We start from the raw sequence: 19,366 nt of genomic DNA on the forward strand, positions 1-19,366 counted from the left end.
GTGTCAGTGGTGGTTCTGTTCAGTCAGGCGCTGCACCGCGAGCCTCCGGTAGTGCGACGGCGTCATGCCCTTGAGTTGCTGAAAGCGCCGATTGAAATTGGAAATATTGTTGAACCCGGACTCGAAGCACACCTCGGTCACCGGTTTGTCGCCATCGGCCAACAATTCGCAGGACTTGCTAATGCGCAGGCGATTGACGAACTCGATGAAATTGCGCCCGGTGGCTTGTTTGAACACCCGGCTGAAATAGGTCGGCGTCATGCCCAGATGCTCGGCGACTTCCTCTAGCGAGATGTCGCGGGCGTAGTGGCTGAAGATGTAATCGACCGCCCGGTTGGTGCGATCGATGTTGTGCTCATCGGCCAGTTGCGGAGTGGTGGCGCCGGACAACAACTGGAAATCATCGCTGGCGGCAAGCAACTCCATCAGGATGAAAAAGTGCCCGAGGCGGGTGATGCCCTTGCTGTCGGCGATTCGCTGCATGAGCGTCATGGCCTGGCGGATGGTGCGCTTGCAGCGAAACTCGATGCCGTACTGCGCACGTTCCAGCAGGGGCGCCAGGGTTTTCAGTTCCGCAAACACCTGGTGGCCACTCTCGAACAGTTCGTCAGTGAAGTTGACCAGCATGTCGCGCTTCTCAATGACCTCGTCCTCGGCCACCTGGCTGATCCAGTTGTGCGGCAGGTTGGGGCCGGTGAGGAACAGGGTTTCGGGGTAAAAATTGCCGATGTAGTCGCCGATGAACACCTTGCCGGAGCTGGCCACGATCAAGTGCAGCTCGTATTCCTTGTGGAAATGCCAGCGCACCAGCGGGCACGGAAAACCGTGCTGGCGGTAGATGATGGACAAGCCGTTATGGTCATCCATCAACTCGTATGAGGGGTCGGTCACGCGGGCGGTTCGGGTCATGGCGGGGCGCTTTTGTTGTTCTCGCGGCCGATCATGCCTCTTTCCGGTCCAGTTGTGCCAGTGCGTAAAAACGGTCCGATCAGGTGGTACGCCGACGCGCCTTGATCAGGTTGGCTGTGCGGCAAAGGTCGACGATGCGCGATTCTTCAATGAAATCGACATTGATGATATTGCACTTCTGTGCCCATTCACTTTTTTCAGGATCGAACCAGGCGTCGAGTTCGGTGTGAATATCGACCGGACCTCCCAGCGCTGCGTAACTCGTTGCAGACAATGACCAAGGCGACCAGGTGCCTTGAGTCTTCTGCAGTACTTTGGTGATGAATTCCTGCAACTCTTTAGCGTTGACGACGGTTTCTCCTATCCACTCATGTTCTATCTGGCTCATAAAGAAGTCGCTGTCCAACTCATAGTGAGATCGCGCGCCGACCAGTATTCGCTGAACAGGGCTGATGCGTTTTAGTTGGTCAAGACCAAGATTTCTGTTTTTTGTCGGGATCAAACGATCTCCCAGAAAATGAATCATCATTTTGTTGAGAAAGGCAAAATCAAAGTCACTCCCGTCGAGCTTGTGAAAGTCCACGATAATGAACTCGTCGGGGTTTTCATTGAGAAAACGATCGAGGTCGGTTACCAGATTTCCAAGTGTCCGCGAATTCCGATAACCATTGTGATGCATCGCAAACTTCGCCAGTCCTTGCTGTTTGGAATCGTAGGTCATACGAATGTCCAGAGCCCTGGAACCATGGCGGAGCTGACTGTAGAAAGAGTTATGCTGGCAGGCTAGCCAGTGGCGCGGCGGACTGAGCAAAGGGTACGAGGCTTTCCAGTCACTGCCGGCATTGTGAGTGCCCGGCAGTGTCAGTTCGAAGAGCGATAAGGTGTCGATAGCGGGCGTTGCCGTCATCCACTGATGATTGTTGTATGGGGTGTCCATTGTTTAAACCTGCATTAACTTGTTTTAGAAGAGCGCTGTCGTAATGTTTTATATAAGTAGCGCTTGCAGGTTTTTATAGAGGTTGTGTTGTTTGTTGGCAATCTCGAAAGTGATGCGGGTTGTTTTGTTGTTTTAATCCGAGTGCTGTTTTTAAAGGTTTTTTTCTTGTGTGGTGTGGCGGTTCTTTGCCTCGATCCATTGCGACATATATTGCGTGCTTTTATGCGAGTGATGGCGAAGCATGCTGCCCGTGAAGTTGATGGCTCTGAGTGTATGCAGATGGTGTTGGCAATATTGCAGTTTCTCTATTAATGCCAAACCGTGTACGGATTTTCGGTAGCGATCATTCAGCAGCGTATATCCCGCTTGACAGGCCACCTGCCAACGCGCCTCGTTGTTATAAAGCGCCACGGCACTGTTCGCGAACTCGACAGCATTGCTCGTAACCACGCCGGCCCAGGCCTGATCGCCATGCATTGCCTCCGCGCCAACGGGCGTCGTCACGCTGGGTGTGCCGCATAGCATGGCATCGATCAGTTTGCCCTTGATGCCGGCACCAAAGCGCAGAGGTGCAAGGCACACTCGCGCGGCAGACATCACCTGCAACGCATCTTCGGCCCAGTTCATGATGTGGAAGCCTTCGCTGGCGTTGTGCAGCGCCGTGGCTTTCGGTGGCGTATAAGCACCATAGATGTGCAGTTGTGCCTGTGGCAATTGCTGGCGAATCAGCGGCCAGATCGTGCTCTTCATCCACAGCACGGCATCCCAGTTGGGCGCGTGACGGAAGTTACCGATACTCAAAAAGTGCGCCCGATCTGCAAAATTTGCAGGGCTGGTCGCAGGCGGTTCGATCATCAACGGGCACCAGTGCAGCAACTGCCGGGGCAAGCCGAACTGTTCGATCAACAATTCGATTTCCACTTCGGAGATCATCAAGTTCAGATCGCACCGATAAAGTGCGGCAATTTCGCGCTTGGCCAGATCGGTTTCGGCCATGAGTTCGAACTCGTCGCGCAGGGCCGGGGCAAATACATCACTGAAATCATTCTGGTCTGGATTGACCTTGAGGCGCGACTTGAGCCGTTGGTGACGCGCATGCCGCAAACTCTGCAGGTCGGAAGTTTCCAGCACGCGCAGTGCCTGCGGGCAGTGCTTTTCGACGCGCCAGCCGAACTGTTCTTCCATCATGAATTGGTCGAACAACACGATATCCGGTGCCAGTTCGCTGATGAATGCATCGAAACTGCTGTTGTTGAGTTCGATTGGCACCTCACGAATGCCGAGCGCAGCAAGATCCGCCTTGTGTTCACCGGGGCCGGCCGGACTGCTGAAGGTGATGTCCCAGCCTTGTTGCAGGAACGTCTCGAGGATCTGCATGACATGCCCGCTGGCAGCCGAAGAACGTGGTTCCGGCCAGACGTAGCCAATAACCAGGACCTTGGTGGAGGGGAGTTGACTCATGCGCGGGTATTCCTTGAGGCGGGCTGTGGCAAAAAATGGCGCGCAATTAAACCACAGCCGGCCCGGGCCTTAGTTGCCCAGGTTGAGAACACCCTTCACCTTGTCGCGCAGTTGATCAATCGAGAACGGTTTGCCGATCACATGCATGTCTGCGGGCACATCAATTGTTTCGGCGTAACCGCTGGCGAACAAAATAGGCAGGGCGGGGCGCAATTTGCGTGCTTCGGTCGCCAGCTCACGGCCATCCATGCCCGGCAGGCCGACGTCGGTCATCATCAGGTCAATGTGGAGACCCGGGTCATTAAGCTTCTCCAGTGCCTGTTCGCTACCGTCTGCTTCAAGCACCTTGAACTCCAGCTCCTCCAGCACATCGACGATCAACATGCGCACGATGTTGTCGTCTTCTACGACAAGGATGGTGGAGGCGGGGGTAGACATAATAAGGCTCTCAAAAGTCAGTTCAGGGTCGCCGGTCGATCAAAAGTGCCGGGCTCTTTCATCAGTAAATGGCGCAGTGCCACAAGTTCCCTGCCTGACACAAAAAAAGCATAGCTGCAGACGGGGCGGCAAGGATAACGGTTGCCGACCGCGTAGGTGCGGTTGAGTGTAGGAATTTGCGGCGAAAGGTGTGAGAAAAATGGATCCATACCGCCGTTTTGGGGCAAACTGCCTGTTTTTGAACAGTTCGACAAGGCTGCCCCATGTCCTCTCCGTCTACGGTTGATGAGCAACGGTTTCGCAAACTCCTGAGTCGCAACGTCAGTCTGCCTTTGGGCGTCGGTGTGCTCAGTGCGGTGTTCTTCGTGTCGCTGATCACTTATCTGCTGTCGGTTATCCAGTGGGTGGAGCACACCGACCGGGTGATCAATAACGCCAATGAAGCGGTGAAGCTCACCGTGGACCTGGAAACCGGCATGCGTGGTTTTCTGCTCAGCGGTGACGAGCACTTCCTCGACCCGTACGAAACGGCCAAGCCACGCATCGCCGTGGCGCTCAACACCTTGCTTGAATTGACCGCCGACAACCCGGTGCAAACCGATCGTCTGCGCCGTCTGCAAGCCTTGCAGATTGAGTGGGCCAATTACGCGCAATCGATGATTGATCTGCAGCGTTCCAGCGGTGATTACCGGGGCGCGGTCAAGGCCGGACGCGGCAAGCGCCTGACGGACGAAATCCGCAAGCAATTCGAAGACGTTATCGAGACCGAACAGGTTTTGCGCACCACGCGCAATGAAGACGTGCGCCGCACCACGATCTGGAGCATCAGCCTGTACCTGTTGTTCATTGCCGGTATCAGTGGCTTGCTGGCCTATATTGGCCGACGTGATCTGGTCAATCTGTCCACTAACTACGGCGCCAACCTTGCCGCACAGCAAGCCAGTGCCGAGCGTCTGGAACAGCAGGCGTGGTTGCGCAATGGTCAGACCGAACTGGCCGAGCAGGTGCTGGGGCAACTGACGCTGAATCTGTTGGGGCGCAATATTCTGCAGTTTTGCGCGCAATACCTGGGCACCGCCGTGGCCGCGCTGTATGTGCGTGAAGAGCACGGAGGCCTCAAGCGTGTGGCCACTTACGGTTTCTCCCGCGAGCAGGAAGAGCAAGACCAGTCGATCTACAGCGACGAAGGCATCGTCGGTCAGGTGGCGCAACAGGCGCGGCTGATTCGTCTGGACTCAGTGCCGTCGGACTACTTCAAAGTCAGCTCAGGTCTGGGCGAAGGTTTGCCGCACAGCGTGCTGGTGGTGCCGACCAGCGATGACGATCGGGTCAACGGCGTGATCGAACTGGGTTTCCTGCGGCCGCTCAATGATCGCGATATCGAACTGCTGGAGCTGATTGCGGGCAACATCGGCACCTCCATCGAAGCCGCGCGCTACCGTCAGCGCTTGCAGGAAGTGCTGGCCGAAACCCAGCAGCTCAACGAAGAATTGCAGGTGCAGCAGGAAGAGTTGAAAACCGCCAACGAAGAGCTGGAAGAGCAGTCGCGGATTCTCAAGGAGTCCCAGGCGCATCTGGAAACCCAGCAAGTCGAACTGGAACAGACCAACGAACAGCTTGCCGAACAGGCGCAGACCCTGGCCGAGCAGCGCGACGCCATGGACCTGAAGAACACCGAACTCAATCAGGCTCAGGTGCAACTCGAAGAACGCGCCGAAGAGTTGCAGCGCTCGAGCAAGTACAAGTCCGAATTCCTCGCCAACATGTCCCACGAACTGCGCACGCCGCTGAACAGTTCGCTGATTCTGGCCAAGTTGCTGGCGGAGAACCCGCAGGACAACCTCAGCGCCGAACAGGTCAAGTTTGCCGAGTCGATCTATTCTGCCGGCAACGATCTGCTCAACCTGATCAACGACATTCTGGACATCTCCAAGGTCGAGGCGGGCAAGCTCGAAGTCATTCCCGAGAACACCAGCGTCGCGCGTCTGGCCGATGGTTTGCGCAGCGTGTTTGAACCGTTGGCGGCAGACAAACAGTTGACCTTCAGTGTCGATCTGCAGCCCGGCGCGCCTGGCATGCTGTACACCGACCGTCAGCGTCTGGAGCAGGTAATCAAGAACCTGCTGTCCAACGCAGTGAAGTTCACCGAGAAGGGCACGGTCAGTCTGACCATCGCTGGTCAGCCTGATGATCGGATTGCGTTCATCATTCGCGATTCGGGTATCGGTATCGCCGCCGATCAGCAGGAAAGCATTTTCGAGGCCTTCCGTCAGGCCGACGGTACCACCAACCGCAAATACGGCGGCACTGGGCTGGGCCTGTCGATTTCACGGGATCTGGCGACCTTGCTCGGCGGCTCGATCAGCGTCAGCAGTACGCCGGGGCAGGGCAGCGTGTTCACGCTGGTGTTGCCGCAGCAGTACAACGAGTCCAACGAAGTTCCGTTCGCGCCATCGACCTTTACGCCGCCAGCCACAATGGTCAGCGCACCGCTGGCGCCAGTGGTTTCGCCATTGGCACCGGTGCACATTCCGCGCTTCGCCGACGACCGCGACAAGGCTCCATTCGCCACGCGCTGCATTCTGGTGGTGGAAGACGAGCCGAACTTTGCGCACATCCTCTACGATCTGGCGCATGAACTCGGTTATCAGTGTCTCGTGGCCCATGGCGCAGACGAAGGTTATGACCTGGCGAAAGAGTTTGTGCCGGACGCCATCCTGTTGGATATGCGCCTGCCGGATCACTCTGGCCTGACCGTGCTGCAACGTCTGAAAGAGCACGCCGAAACCCGGCACATTCCGGTGCATGTGATTTCCGTCGAAGACCGTGTCGAAGCGGCCATGCACATGGGCGCGATCGGTTATGCGGTCAAACCGACCACCCGCGAAGAGCTCAAGGACGTGTTCGCCCGTCTCGAAGCCAAACTGACGCAAAAGGTCAAACGCGTGCTGTTGGTCGAGGACGACGATTTGCAGCGTGAAAGCATTGCCCGACTGATCGGCGACGAAGACATCGAAATCACCGCTGTCGGCCTCGCGCAGGACGCTTTGGAGCTGCTGCGCACAACGATCTACGACTGCATGGTCATCGACTTGAAATTGCCGGACATGCTCGGCAATGACCTGCTCAAGCGCATGTCCACCGAAGACATCTGCTCGTTCCCGCCAGTGATTGTCTACACCGGGCGCAACCTGACCCGCGATGAAGAGGCCGAACTGCGCAAGTATTCGCGCTCGATCATCATCAAGGGTGCACGTTCGCCGGAGCGTTTGCTGGACGAGGTCACACTCTTTCTGCACAAAGTCGAATCGCAGTTGTCCCATGAACGGCAGAAGATGCTCAAGACCGCGCGCAGTCGCGACAAGGTCTTCGAGGGTCGCAAAGTGCTGTTGGTGGACGACGATGTGCGTAACATTTTCGCCCTCACCAGTGCGCTGGAGACCAAAGGTGCAGTCGTGGTGATCGGCCGTAACGGTCGTGAGGCGATTGAAAGACTCAATGAAGTCGAGGACATCGATCTGGTGTTGATGGACGTGATGATGCCGGAAATGGACGGTTTCGAAGCCACCATTGAAATCCGCAAGGATCCGCGCTGGCGCAAGCTGCCGATCATCGCGGTGACGGCCAAGGCCATGAAGGACGATCAGGAGCGCTGCCTGCAGGCGGGCGCCAATGATTACCTGGCCAAGCCCATCGACCTTGATCGGCTGTTCTCGCTGATTCGCGTGTGGTTACCGAAGATGGAACGCATTTAGTGGAACGCAGTACGCCAGCCGAACGAAACAGTGAAATCGAACTGCGCTTGTTGATCGAGGCGATTTACCTCAAGTACAGCTACGATTTTCGCGATTATTCCGGCGCTTCAATCAAGCGCCGGGTGCAGCACGCATTGAGCCAGTTCGAGTGCGCGACCATTTCGGCGTTGCAGGAAAAAGTCCTGCATGACCCGACGGCGTTCATGCAGTTGCTGCAATTGCTGACGATCCCGGTCAGCGAAATGTTTCGTGACCCGTCGCACTTCCTCGCCATTCGCAGGGAAGTGGTGCCGTTGCTGCGCACCTATCCGTCGATCAAGATCTGGATCGCCGGGTGCAGCACGGGCGAGGAGGTCTATTCGATGGCGATTCTGCTGCGCGAAGAAGGCCTGCTCGATCGCACGATCATTTATGCCACTGACATCAACCCACGCTCGCTGGACAAGGCCAAGCAGGGGATTTTCTCGATGGAGAATGTTCGCGCGTACACCGCCAACTATCAGCAGGCCGGTGGTCAGCGCTCGTTTGCCGACTACTACACTGCAGCTTACGGTTACGCGATTTTCGACAAGAGCCTGTGCGAGAACGTAACTTTCGCCGACCACAGTCTGGCGACGGACAGCGTGTTCTCTGAAACCCAATTGATTTCCTGCCGCAACGTGCTGATCTACTTCAACAAGAAGCTTCAGGATCGGGCGTTTGGCTTGTTCCATGAATCGCTTTGCCATCGTGGTTTTCTGGTGCTCGGCAGCAAAGAGACGCTGGATTTTTCCAGTTATGCCAACGAGTTCGAGCCGCTGGTGAAACAAGAACGGATTTACCGCAAAACATGAACGAGGCCGTGGCTTTACCTCGCGTCGAGGCGATTGTGGTCGGTGCTTCCGCCGGTGGCGTTGAGGCGCTGCTGAGCTTGCTCGGGCCGCTGCGCCGAGGCTATGGGTTGCCGATCATTGTTGTTCTGCATCTGCCTGAAGAGCGCCGCAGCCAATTGGCCGAGGTGTTCGCCAGACGCGTCGATATGCCGGTGCACGAGGCTTGTGACAAACAGGACATTGTCGCCGGCAACGTGTATTTCGCGACGCCGGGCTACCACCTGTCAGTCGAGCAGGATCGCAGCCTTTCGCTGAGTCTTGAGGACCGTGTGCATTATTCCCGTCCTTCGATCGACTACCTGTTTGAATCGGCCGCCGACGCGTACGGTTCATCACTGGCCGCTGTCCTGCTGACCGGCGCCAATCACGATGGCGCGCGGGGGCTGGCGCAGGTCAAACGCTGTGGCGGATTGACCATCGTCCAGGATCCCGAAGAGGCGCAAGTCGCCACCATGCCCCGGGCTGCACTGAACATTCAGCAGCCGGATCATGTCCTACCCATTCACGGCATCGGCCGTCTGCTTGTCGAGCTGGAACGAATCGCATGCTGAGTAATATCCAAGCCAAACTGCTGATCGTCGACGATCTGCCGGAGAACCTGCTGGCACTCGAAGCGCTGATCAAGCGTGAAGACCGTACCGTCTACAAAGCGTTGTCGGCGGATGAGGCGCTGTCGTTGCTGCTGCAACACGAGTTCGCCATGGCCATCCTCGATGTGCAGATGCCGGGCATGAACGGCTTCGAACTCGCCGAGTTGATGCGCGGTACCGAGAAAACCAAAAATATACCGATCATTTTCGTCAGCGCTGCCGGCCGTGAACTCAATTATGCGTTCAAGGGTTACGAGAGCGGGGCGGTGGACTTTCTGCACAAACCGCTGGATATCCATGCGGTGAAGAGCAAGGTCAACGTCTTCGTCGATCTGTACCGCCAGAGCAAGGCGATGAAGCAACAGCTCGAAGCGCTGGAACAGGCTCGACGCGAGCAGGAAGCGCTGTTGCAACAACTGCAAAGCACTCAGCTGGAACTGGAACAGGCAGTGCGCATGCGCGACGACTTCATGTCCATCGTCGCTCACGAAGTGCGCACGCCGCTCAACGGCCTGATCCTCGAAACCCAGTTGCGCAAGATGCACTTGGCCCGTGACAACGCCGCAGCGTTTACCCTCGACAAGATGCACGCCATGGTCGACCGCGATGAGCGGCAGATCAAAAGCCTGATCCGCCTGATCGAAGACATGCTCGACGTGTCACGTATTCGCACCGGCAAGTTGTCGATTCGGCCGAGCCGTTTCGATCTAGTGCAACTGGTGAGCAATCTGCTGCAAAACTTCGCGTCACAGATTGAAGCTGCGGAAACCGAAGTGTCGTTTACCGCGCCAGCGCCGGTGGAAGGCAATTGGGACGAGTTCCGCATCGAGCAGGTGGTCACCAACCTGCTGACCAACGCGCTGCGTTATGGCGGTCGGAGTCCGATTCAGGTGCGGGTTTACCGCGAAGGTGACGAGGCGCGCGTCGAGGTGCAGGACCATGGCATCGGTATTAGCCAAGAGAACCAGAAGCGTATTTTCCAACAGTTCGAACGGGTTTCCGCCAAGACGGTAGTGGCCGGGCTCGGGCTGGGTCTGTTCATTTCCGAGCAGATCGTCGCCGCCCATGGCGGCTCCATCGTCGTCGAGAGTGAAATCAACGAAGGCGCCCAGTTTCGCGTTTGTCTGCCAATTCAGGAAAACGGCACATCCGACGCAACCTCTGATTGACCGTACGGTCGTATCAGCAGCTATTGACCGAACAAAGGCTTCCCATGAGCGTAGATGCACAAGATGTAGTACTCGTCGTCGAGGACGAACCGGTTATCTTGATGGTCCTGACGGATTACTTGTCAGGGCAGGGGTATCGCGTGTTGCAGGCGGAAAACGGCGAGCAGGCGTTCGAAATTCTCGCGAGCAAGCCGCATCTGGACATGTTGATCACCGACTTCCGTTTGCCGGGCGGGATCTCCGGCGTGCAGATCGCTGAACCGGCGGTCAAGCTGCGCCCGGACCTGAAGGTGATTTTCATCAGCGGTTATCCGCAGGAAATCCGCGAAACCGGCAGCCCGATCACGCGCAAGGCGCCGATCCTGGAAAAGCCGTTCGATCTCGATGTATTGCAGGAAAAGATTCAGGAATTGCTCGCCTGAAGACACGACGAATGGCGCCATACCTGTAATTTCTGACAGTTGACGCCATCAAGGCGCGCGCCCATAAAAGACCTCATTATCGAATGAGGTCCACGCTCATGCATCGGCATACACCTGCAATTACTGTGTACGACGCTCGCGGTGCCACCGCACGCACGGTTGTCTATTGCAGGCGGTCTGCCGCGGATGATCCGCAGCCGCGTATTACCCAGACAGTCGACGACTTCAAGCATCGGGCCAGCCATGTTCGCGACCCGCGATTGTTCGCGTTATTGCAGGATGACCCCGCAACCCCCTCCAATCACACCACAATCGCCAGCCTGTCTGGCGGCGCTTTGTTGTCCGTCAATGTCGACGCCGGCTGGCATTTGAGCCTGCCGGGAGCGTCGGGGCAGCCGTTGCAGAGCTGGGATCAAAAGCTCAATCAACACAGGACTGTGTACGATGCGTTGCTGCGTCCGGCATTCGTCTTCGAGGCTGCAAACGATCAAGGGGAATGGCGCGCCGAGTGCTTCTCCTATGCTGACGCCAATACCGAATCCGCACGGCACAACCGTTGCGGACAGCTGATAAGGCATGACGACACGGTGGGTACGCAACTCTTTAATGAGTTCGATATCCTGGGAGCTCCGCTTGAGCAAGCGTGGCGCTTTCTCAATACGCCGCAGGTGCCGGACTGGCCCCTCGATCCCCTCGAACGCGACGCGCTGCTGGAAGCTGAAAGTGCGGTTTCCCACACCGGCTATAACGCATTGGGGGAGCAGACCCGCCATCTCGATGCAGCGGGCCATGAGCAATATGTGCGGCAGACGCTGGCGGGTGAACTGGCCGCAATCGGCCTGAAAATGGCCGGTGCCCGGCAAGAGACCACGCTGGTTGGTGAAATTCACTACAACGCTGAAGGGCAGATCGAGCAGCAAACGGCTGGTAACCAGGTTGTCACTCGTTGCTCGTTTGATCCCGAGAGCGGACGCTTGAGCCGTTTGCTCGCCCATCTCGCTGACAAGCCTGCGCTGCAGGATCTGGCGTACACCTACGATCCCGTCGGCAATCTCATCAGTATCAATGATGGCGCTCAACCCATTCGTTACTCGCGCAATCATTTACCGGACGGTGCGTTATTCGGGGCAGGAGCGGGATGCAACGGGTTTGTATTACTACGGGTTTCGTTACTACCTGCCGTGGCGGCAACGATGGCTGAGTGCCGATCCGGGTGGCGTTCACGACGGGCTGAATTTGTACCGTATGGTGGGCGGGAATCCGATCGGGTTTGTGGACTTGCAGGGGCTGGCCAAAACGCGAGTGACCCCGACCCAGCGCCTTAAGGCCATTCCATCCGGAATGGGCCGGGGGATTGTGAAGGGCGCTGCGGGGTACACTGCCAAGTATGTTGCGAAGACCGTGATGAAGTTGGCTGCGCGGGAAGCTCTGAGAAGCGCGGCAATGATTCTGAGCGGTGCTTCATGGGCTTACGCGTCAGCAGGCCTCGCGGGGCATTATCTTGAAGCTGCTGGCGTGAGCAGAATCTCGAAAGGTTTGGGAATGGGGCGGCGGATCCGACGTTCCCGACACTCGAAGACATGAAAACATTCGGAAAAGGCTTTCTGCACGATACCGCTATGTCTTCGGTCTACGGCGTAGGTGATGTATTGATCAACCGTGGGATAGGTCCTGCTCTGGGGAATCATGTGGTAGACCCGGTTTTACGAGCCGGCTTCGAAAATCTTCAGCTCGCCGGTCAGTTCGACGCCCTCGTAGGTGAAAGGGTTTTGTCTGGGGTGGGCCTGCATGAGGTCAACGCCGTTCCCAATGTAACGACGCCCAGAGCCGATACCGACAGAAATCTGTTATCCGCTGCAGATAAACGAAGACTCTATAAAGAAACCAGGAATAGTAAAAACAGCCAACGACTGCTGAACAGTGCTACGACGTCTGTCTGATGAGTGAGCAATCGTTCATTGCCTGATCATCTCTCTGACCTTCGCCGTCAGCAGATCGAACGTAAACGGTTTGGTGATCATCTGCATCCCCGAATCGAGGAACCCGCCGCGCACTGCTGCGTGCTCGGCGTATCCGGTGATAAACAACACCTTCAGACCTGGCCGATATTGACGGCCGACTTCCGCCAGTTGCCGGCCGTTCATGCCCGGCAGGCCGACATCGCTGATCAGCAGATCAATGCGCTGCGTCGAGTTCAGAATCGGCACGGCGCTGTCGGCATCCCACGCTTCGACAAAGGCATAACCCAACTCACCGAGCACCGCGCAAACCAGCACGCGCACGGCCGGGTCATCTTCGACGATCAGCACGGTTTCGCCGTCCAGCGCATCGGGTGCCTGTTGAATGTCGGCGTCGGGACTTTCCAGTTCTTCACCGCGAAAACGCGGCAGATAAAGTCTGACCGTGGTGCCCTCATCGATTTCGCTGTCGATCGACACATGTCCGCGCGACTGCTTGCTGAAACCGTAGATCATCGACAGGCCCAGCCCCGTGCCCTGGCCGATCGGTTTGGTGGTGAAAAAAGGGTCGAACGCACGACTGATCACACTCTGCGGCATGCCGCTGCCGTTGTCGGTGACACTGAGCATCACGTAATCACCGGGTTCGAGGTTGCTGTAGGCTTCAGTAAATTCGCGTTTGAGCACCTGATTGCTGGTCTCGACCACCAGTTTGCCGCCGTCGGGCATGGCATCGCGGGCGTTGATCACCAGGTTGAGCAGGGCGCTTTCCAGTTGATTGGGATCCGCCTCGGCGACCCACAGTTTGTCGTTGAGGCGCATGTCCAGTTGAATGCTTTCGTTGAGGCTGCGTTGCAGCAGCTCACCCATGGACAGCACCAGCGTGTTCATCTGCACGGCTTTGGAGTCGAGCGACTGGCGGCGCGAAAAGGCCAGCAAACGATGGGTCAGGCCGGCGGCGCGATTGGCCGAGGTCACGCCCAGGTCGATCAGGTTGTCGAGGTCATCCGTGCGCCCACGGGCCAGACGCCGACGCAACAACTCAAGGCTGCCGATGATGCCGGTGAGCATGTTGTTGAAGTCGTGGGCGATGCCGCCGGTGAGTTGGCCGACCGCTTCCATCTTCTGCGATTGGCGCAGCGCTTCTTCATTGTGGCGCAGTTGCGCGGTGCGCTCTTCGACCTGTTGCTCAAGGGTTTCCAGGGTCGATTGCAGGCGTCGTTCGCTTTCGCTCAAATCGATCAGCCGGTCGCGGGCCTCGTACTGTCGTCGTCGGCCGCGCAACGCGGCCGAGACCATACTGACCAGCGTCGCCGGATGAAACGGTCGCTCAAGGAATGTCACGTTGCCCAGCAGATCGCTCAGGCGCGAGGAGGGGCCTTGTTCCTGACCGCCGTGATGGGTCAACAGCACAATGGGCAGATCCGACCAGGCTGGTTGCTGTTCGAGGTACAGGAACAGCGCCTCCAGTTCCGGCCCGCGCAACGCTTCGGCGGCGACCAGCACCAGACCGGCACCCAGTTCCAGTTCGGTGCACAGCGATCCCAGACCGGGGGTGACCAGCCCTTCATAACCGGCCTCGTTGAGGATCATCAGCGCAATCTGGCTGTCGCGACCCACGGGCGCCAGAATCAGCGCCCGTTCGGCCAACGGCACCTGGACCGTCACAAGTTCTCTTCCTGCAACAACGGGTTGCTCGCGCCGAGGTAGGTGGGGACGCCACGCAGCACGCCCTGAAAGGCTTCCAGCGGTTCGCCGATGGTCATGCCTTGCGTGGAAATGCGGTATTCACGAATGGTCGATTCGTGGCTGCCGGTGCGTTTCTTGATGATCGAGATCGCGCGGCGGACTTTGCCCAGTGCTTCGAAGTAGCGCAACAGAATCACCGTGTCAGCCAGATAAGTAATGTCGACCGGCGCTTGCATGTCGCCGACCAGACCATGTTGAGCGACGGTCATGAAAGTCGCCGCGCCTTTGCGGTTGAGGTACAGCAACAGTTCGTGCATGTGCAGCACCAGCGCATTTTCTTCCGGCATTGCTGCCTGATAGCCGTTGATGCTGTCGATGACTACGGTTTTGATTTGACCTTCATCGACGCAGCGGCGCACGCGATGGGAGAACTCGCCCGGCGACAGTTCAGCGGCGTCGACTTGTTCGATCAACAGATTGCCGGTGGCTTGCAACGCCTTGAGGTCGATGCCGATGTTCTTCATGCGTTCGAACAGCAGGCCGAGCTCTTCGTCGAAGATAAACAGCGCTGCCTTTTCGCCGCGTCCCACAGCAGCGGCGGCGAAGATCATCGAGATCAGCGATTTACCGGTACCGGCAGGGCCGAGAATCAGCGTACTGGAACCGGTCTCGATGCCGCCGCCGAGCAGGGCGTCCATTTCCGGGATGCCGCTGGTCAACTGCAAGCGCGCATACTCGCCGCGATGTTCAGCCGCCACCAACCGTGGGAACACATGCACGCCATCACCCATGATGGTGAAGTCGTGAAAACCACCGCGATACTTCTGGCCGCGGTATTTGACCACCCGAACGCGCCGGCGCTCGGCGCCGTAGTTGGGCGTCAGCTCTTCAAGGCGAATCACCCCGTGAGCGACACTGTGCACGGTTTTATCGAGGGATTCGGTGGTCAGGTCGTCGAGCAGCAGTACGGTGGCGTTGTAACGCACGAAGTAATGCTTGATGGCCAGAATCTGTCGGCGATAACGCAACGAACTCTGCGCCAGCAAGCGGATCTCCGACAGGCTGTCGAGCACTACACGCGTGGGCTTGAAACGTTCGACCGCTTCGAAAATCTGTTTTGTGGCTTCGCCCAGTTCCAGGTCGGAAGAGTACAGCAGGCTCTGCTGGTGCTCAGCATTGAGCAGGCTTTCCGGGGGCGTCAGCTCGAAGATCTTGACGTTGTCATCCAGCGTCCAGCCGTGGGACAGCGCCCCTTGCCTTAGTTCGCGCTCGGTTTCCGAGAGCGTGATGTACAACGAGCGTTCGCCGGCTTTGGCGCCGGCCAGGAGAAAATGCAAAGCGACCGTGGTTTTACCGGTACCGGGTTCACCCTCCAGCAGGAAAACATGACCGCGAGACAAACCACCGGCCAGGATGTCGTCCAGACCCACAATGCCGGTAGCGGCTTTCGCACTGATCAACTCGTTAGAAGTAGACAAAAAATGCCCTCTCATGACTAAGGGAAGCGAGGCCGCCAACTTATCGAGCGGCCTGAATAACTTGACCTTGCGCCGTGATGGCAGTTCCGAAATTCCTTGCGAGATGTGTCGAGCGTACTGTCGAAAGTGGTTCAGAGGCCTTGCTGCAATGCCGGATCATCCGGGTTGAGCTGTTCCAGCTGCGCCAACAGAATCTGTACGTTCTGCAGTTGGCCGCTTTCCTTCCAGTAGTTGATCAGCAAAACCCGCGCCTTGCGGTCAGCGGGGTGGCGCTGGACGATTTCCTGCAATTGCTTTTGTGCCGCTTCCAGTTCTTCGGCGCTGTGCAGGGTGGTGGCGAGGTCGTAGCGGTAATCCTTGTTGTCTGGCTCAAGTTCGACGGCTTTGGACAAACCGAGCAGGGCATATTCGCGCTGATCGTGGTGCAACAGCCAAAGACCCAAGGCATGTTGCAGATAAGCCGAGTCAGGTTGTGCCTTGAGTTGCTGGCCCAGCAGTTGCCGGGCGGCGTCGGTTTGGCCCTGGCGATCGAGGACATCGATCTGCATCACCAGCGCCTGCAGATTGCCGGGTTCCAGGCGCAGGGTATTGTCGAGCGCGACCTGCGCCTCCTTGAGTTCTGCGTTGTGTAGATGCAGCCGGGCGAGTTGCGCGTAGTTGGCGGCGCTTTCCGGTTGTGCCTTGAGCGTTTGTTCCCAGCCGTCGATTGCTTGTTGCAATGGCGCGAAATACAGACCCAGTTCATCCGGCGTCAAGCCCAGCAGGGCATTGATCGCGGCAAAGCGCACGGTTTGCTCCTCATCCTCAAGCAGGGGGCCGAGCAACAGGCTGCGTTGCCCGCCCGGCACCAGTCCCACCACGCTTTTGATTGCCGCCAGCCGCACCGCGGGGGCTTCGTTCTGTAAGTCAGTGTCAGCCAGTTTCAATGCTTGCGGGCTCGGGTAATTAGGCAGTTCACCATGCAGCCACACGCGGCGCTTGATCGAGATGTCCGGTCGGCCCAGTTGCTGATACAGCTGACGCGCCGCGCCCGGCTCGCCGGTGCGTGCGGCATTCAGCGCTTCGCTATAACCGTGCTTGATCGCATCGGGTATGACCGGGGCGGTACTGCGCACAGATAACCAGGCCACGACGACGACAAGCACAAGGCCCAGGCTGATAAGCAGGTAGCGGCGAGACTGAGGCATGCAGGTTTCCGAAACAGGCGTTCTTGAGCGGAGCGGCAAGCTTCGGTCAGCTCGGGCCACGAGTCAAACCCTGTGCATGCGAATCCCCCTACAAGTTGCGTCGACTCAGTTACCCGTCAAGCTTTCGATGCAGTGTCTACGCTTGCAGAAGTCGTTTCGTTGAGTGTGCCCATGCAAGCCCTGTTCACTTACTTCAAGGCGGTGATCCATCCGGGTCTGGCTGTCCTGCTGTTTGCCCTGCGAACCATTGTGGCGGGATTGTTGACGCTGTATCTGGCGTTCCTGTTCGATCTCGATCAGCCGAAGTGGTCGATCATGGCGGTGGTCATTGTCAGCCAGCCGTTGGCCGGGATGGCGCTGGCACGCAGTTTCGGCCAGGTGATTGGCACGACCCTCGGGGCGGCGGTGGCGGTATTGATCATGGCCATCTTTCCTCAGGCACCGCTGCCATTCATTACCACCCTGGCCCTGTGGCTGGCGCTGTGCACGGCCGGCGGTACGTTGCTGCGCTACACCAGTTCGCAGGCGTTTGTGCTCAGTGGTTACACCGCTGTAGTCGTGGCGTTATTGGCGATTCCGGACCAGGACGGTACGTTTTTACTGGCGGTTACCCGTGTTACCGAAACCCTGTTGGCCGTGGCCTGCGTATGCGTGGTCAGCCTGTTGACGGCACGCCCGCAAGCGGTCGCCAAGGGGTATTTCGCCAAGGTTGATCAGGTTATCAAACTGGCCGCCAGTCACGCTGCGGCGGTGCTTCGCACGGAAGAAAGCGAGGCCGATTTCCAGCGCCGGCAAATGCAATTGCTCGGTGAGATCAGTGCCCTCGAAGGCCTGCGCCGGCACTTGTATTTCGATGCGCCACGGTTGCGCAGCGCCAACCATCTGGTGCTGCTGCTGGGCAATCAACTGATGCTGTTGACCTCGCGATTGACTGCACTGCGTCATCAGCGCGAATTGCTCACCGAGCGCTGGGAGGGTGATCTGCCATTGGACATTCAACGCCTGCGCGCTGAAGAGCTGGCGTTACTCGACCAATTGGCAGAGCAGGGGCGCTCGCTGCCTGCAAACACGCGTCATCAGTTCGTCACGCTGCAACATCAGTTCGAGGTTCTGGCATATCAGGCCGAGCAACTGACTGAAGACATGAGCGCCACTTTGCGTTCACTGGCCTGGGCGTTGCGCTGGGAGCAGGCGCGGCTGTTGCAGCAACTCGAGCAGATCCTCGAATTGAGCGATGCCATTCAGGAAGGGCGCGAGGCCAGTTGCCTCTATCGCGGTCAGGTCAGCCCGCTGCATCTGGATTTCACCCTGGCGTCTATGAATGCGATCCGCGCTTTCACCGCGTTGCTGGTGGCCGGGTTGATCTGGATCGAAACCGCTTGGGACGGTGCACGGGGCGGAATGATCCTGGTGGGAATTCTCTGTTCGCTGATGGCGACGTTTCCGCGTCCACTCATGGCGGCGCAGAGTTATGCCCGAGGCCTGGGCCTGGCGCTGGTGGTCTCGGCGCTCTATCAATTCATGCTGGTGCCAGCGATCAGCGATTTCGAGCTGTTGGCATTGTTGCTGGCGCCGCTGCTATATGTGATTGCAATCGGTCTGGCCAGCCCGGCCACTGCGGGAATCGGCATGGGCCTGGGATTGTCGAGTTTCCTGATGCTCGGCCCGCAGAATGTCGGGACTGGGCAGAACACGGCGATTCAATGGTTCGAGTTCGCCGGCGCCTACATCAGTGCGGCAATGCTCGCCTTGATCGTTTATGCGTGGATTTTCCCGTTTCGTCCGGCATGGCGCCTTCGCCGGTTGTATAACGAAGCGCGCGAGCAGGTGTATGCGCTGAGCAAAACCCCGGCGACCGATGAACAACAGTTTGCCTTTGAAAGCCGCATGGTCGATCGCCTGACCAGCATGCTCGGCCTGCTGCCAGCGGTGAACAACCGTGCCATGCAGCAACTCTATGAAATCAGCCTGGGCTGCGTGGCACTGGGTGTGGCAATGCACCAGTTGCGTCAGCAGGCGCACAACAATGCGCTGCTGACAGATGCCTTTACTCAGCGTCTGGCTTCGGCCGTGCACAAGACCGGGCGCTTTGTCGCCGGGCGGCAAGATGTGCAACTGGCGCCGTTGTTGACCACGCTGCATACACTGGGCGATGAGCTGGATGAACTGCATGTCGCCAGCCATGAGCATGTGTGGTCGCTGTTTCGTATGCGAGTGGCCCTGTTGATCGTCGTGTCATTTCTGCAGCGCCACGGTGACGTTATCCAGCACTCTGTCCCGGAAGGAGAAGCGGCCCTTGCCCATTGATTTCGAGATTGGCGGCGTCTACCTGCCGCCCATTGCCCAGGCGTTGTTGTTGGCCATACCGATATTCATGGTTCTGGATTGGGGGCTGCGGCGTCTTGGCGTACTGCGTCTGGTCTGGCATGAAGCGCTGTTCGAAGGCGCTTTGTATGCCTGCGTCTGTGCCACGCTGATTTTGCTGATGGGAGCCTGATGCC

Annotated in this window: 17 protein-coding genes; 9 read left to right on the top strand and 8 right to left on the bottom strand. The window is 58.0% G+C overall.

Going from position 1 to position 19,366, the window contains the following annotated elements; all coding sequences use genetic code 11:
- Window positions 1-3: 3 nt before the first annotated feature.
- The 4 genes from ACZ0A4_RS08260 to ACZ0A4_RS08275 form a co-directional block, all read right to left on the bottom strand.
- Window positions 4-909: a helix-turn-helix domain-containing protein gene (locus ACZ0A4_RS08260; RefSeq protein ID WP_463574023.1), complete on the bottom strand. Its 906-nt coding sequence runs from the start codon at window positions 907-909 to the stop codon at window positions 4-6.
- 79 nt (window positions 910-988) lie between these two features.
- Entirely contained in the window at window positions 989-1,846 is an 858-nt protein-coding gene (locus tag ACZ0A4_RS08265; protein WP_463574024.1) for a phospholipase, read from the bottom strand.
- A 150-nt stretch (window positions 1,847-1,996) separates the two neighbouring features.
- On the bottom strand, window positions 1,997-3,307 hold the full coding sequence (locus ACZ0A4_RS08270) for a glycosyltransferase (RefSeq protein ID WP_463574026.1): 1,311 nt from the start codon (window positions 3,305-3,307) through the stop codon (window positions 1,997-1,999).
- Window positions 3,308-3,376: 69 nt separating this feature from the next.
- The gene (locus ACZ0A4_RS08275; protein ID WP_463574027.1) at window positions 3,377-3,745 is read right to left on the bottom strand and encodes a response regulator; all 369 of its coding nucleotides are present in this window, start codon (window positions 3,743-3,745) and stop codon (window positions 3,377-3,379) included.
- Between the two features lie 263 nt (window positions 3,746-4,008).
- On the opposite strand from ACZ0A4_RS08275, the gene ACZ0A4_RS08280 reads away from it, so the two are divergent.
- Genes ACZ0A4_RS08280 through ACZ0A4_RS08300 form a run of 5 tightly spaced genes read left to right on the top strand, consistent with a single transcriptional unit; the run spans window position 4,009 to window position 10,553 of the window.
- Complete coding sequence (locus tag ACZ0A4_RS08280) at window positions 4,009-7,500, top strand: response regulator (protein ID WP_463574028.1); 3,492 nt, start codon at window positions 4,009-4,011, stop codon at window positions 7,498-7,500.
- Window positions 7,500-8,333, top strand: coding sequence for a CheR family methyltransferase (locus ACZ0A4_RS08285; protein ID WP_463574030.1), 834 nt, complete (start codon window positions 7,500-7,502; stop codon window positions 8,331-8,333). The genes ACZ0A4_RS08280 and ACZ0A4_RS08285 overlap by 1 nt, the downstream gene beginning before the upstream one ends.
- Window positions 8,330-8,923: a chemotaxis protein CheB gene (locus tag ACZ0A4_RS08290; protein ID WP_141125547.1), complete on the top strand. Its 594-nt coding sequence runs from the start codon at window positions 8,330-8,332 to the stop codon at window positions 8,921-8,923. Before ACZ0A4_RS08285 ends, ACZ0A4_RS08290 begins: the two co-directional genes overlap by 4 nt.
- Window positions 8,917-10,131: a hybrid sensor histidine kinase/response regulator gene (locus tag ACZ0A4_RS08295; RefSeq protein WP_463574031.1), complete on the top strand. Its 1,215-nt coding sequence runs from the start codon at window positions 8,917-8,919 to the stop codon at window positions 10,129-10,131. The genes ACZ0A4_RS08290 and ACZ0A4_RS08295 overlap by 7 nt, the downstream gene beginning before the upstream one ends.
- A 44-nt stretch (window positions 10,132-10,175) precedes the next feature.
- Window positions 10,176-10,553, top strand: a complete 378-nt coding sequence (locus ACZ0A4_RS08300; protein ID WP_003225116.1) for a response regulator — start codon at window positions 10,176-10,178, stop codon at window positions 10,551-10,553.
- A gap of 269 nt (window positions 10,554-10,822) precedes the next feature.
- On the opposite strand, the gene ACZ0A4_RS08305 is transcribed toward ACZ0A4_RS08300, so the two are convergent.
- Window positions 10,823-11,632, bottom strand: coding sequence for a hypothetical protein (locus ACZ0A4_RS08305; protein ID WP_463574032.1), 810 nt, complete (start codon window positions 11,630-11,632; stop codon window positions 10,823-10,825).
- On the opposite strand from ACZ0A4_RS08305, the gene ACZ0A4_RS08310 reads away from it, so the two are divergent.
- Together ACZ0A4_RS08310 and ACZ0A4_RS08315 are read left to right on the top strand one after the other, a co-directional pair.
- The gene (locus ACZ0A4_RS08310) at window positions 11,622-12,137 is read left to right on the top strand and encodes an RHS repeat-associated core domain-containing protein (RefSeq protein ID WP_463577511.1); all 516 of its coding nucleotides are present in this window, start codon (window positions 11,622-11,624) and stop codon (window positions 12,135-12,137) included. The genes ACZ0A4_RS08305 and ACZ0A4_RS08310 overlap by 11 nt on opposite strands.
- A complete protein-coding gene (locus tag ACZ0A4_RS08315; protein WP_463574033.1) occupies window positions 12,134-12,493 on the top strand; it encodes a hypothetical protein in 360 nt (119 codons plus the stop codon). The genes ACZ0A4_RS08310 and ACZ0A4_RS08315 overlap by 4 nt, the downstream gene beginning before the upstream one ends.
- 15 nt (window positions 12,494-12,508) lie before the next feature.
- On the opposite strand, the gene ACZ0A4_RS08320 is transcribed toward ACZ0A4_RS08315, so the two are convergent.
- From ACZ0A4_RS08320 to ACZ0A4_RS08330, 3 genes are all read right to left on the bottom strand, one after another.
- Entirely contained in the window at window positions 12,509-14,179 is a 1,671-nt protein-coding gene (locus ACZ0A4_RS08320) for an ATP-binding protein (protein ID WP_463574034.1), read from the bottom strand.
- Window positions 14,176-15,678: an ATPase domain-containing protein gene (locus ACZ0A4_RS08325; protein WP_463574036.1), complete on the bottom strand. Its 1,503-nt coding sequence runs from the start codon at window positions 15,676-15,678 to the stop codon at window positions 14,176-14,178. Before ACZ0A4_RS08325 ends, ACZ0A4_RS08320 begins: the two co-directional genes overlap by 4 nt.
- 131 nt (window positions 15,679-15,809) lie before the next feature.
- The gene (locus ACZ0A4_RS08330) at window positions 15,810-16,865 is read right to left on the bottom strand and encodes a tetratricopeptide repeat protein (protein ID WP_463574037.1); all 1,056 of its coding nucleotides are present in this window, start codon (window positions 16,863-16,865) and stop codon (window positions 15,810-15,812) included.
- Between the two features lie 171 nt (window positions 16,866-17,036).
- Between ACZ0A4_RS08330 and ACZ0A4_RS08335 the strand changes: the two genes are divergently transcribed.
- A complete protein-coding gene (locus ACZ0A4_RS08335) occupies window positions 17,037-19,172 on the top strand; it encodes an FUSC family protein (protein ID WP_463574039.1) in 2,136 nt (711 codons plus the stop codon).
- Window positions 19,162-19,362 carry a DUF1656 domain-containing protein gene (locus ACZ0A4_RS08340; RefSeq protein WP_016987298.1) on the top strand — a complete coding sequence of 67 codons (201 nt, stop codon included), beginning with the start codon at window positions 19,162-19,164 and terminating at the stop codon, window positions 19,360-19,362. Before ACZ0A4_RS08335 ends, ACZ0A4_RS08340 begins: the two co-directional genes overlap by 11 nt.
- The last annotated feature ends 4 nt before the right edge of the window (window positions 19,363-19,366 follow it).

This window comes from Pseudomonas sp. AC172 (genome assembly GCF_979258595.1).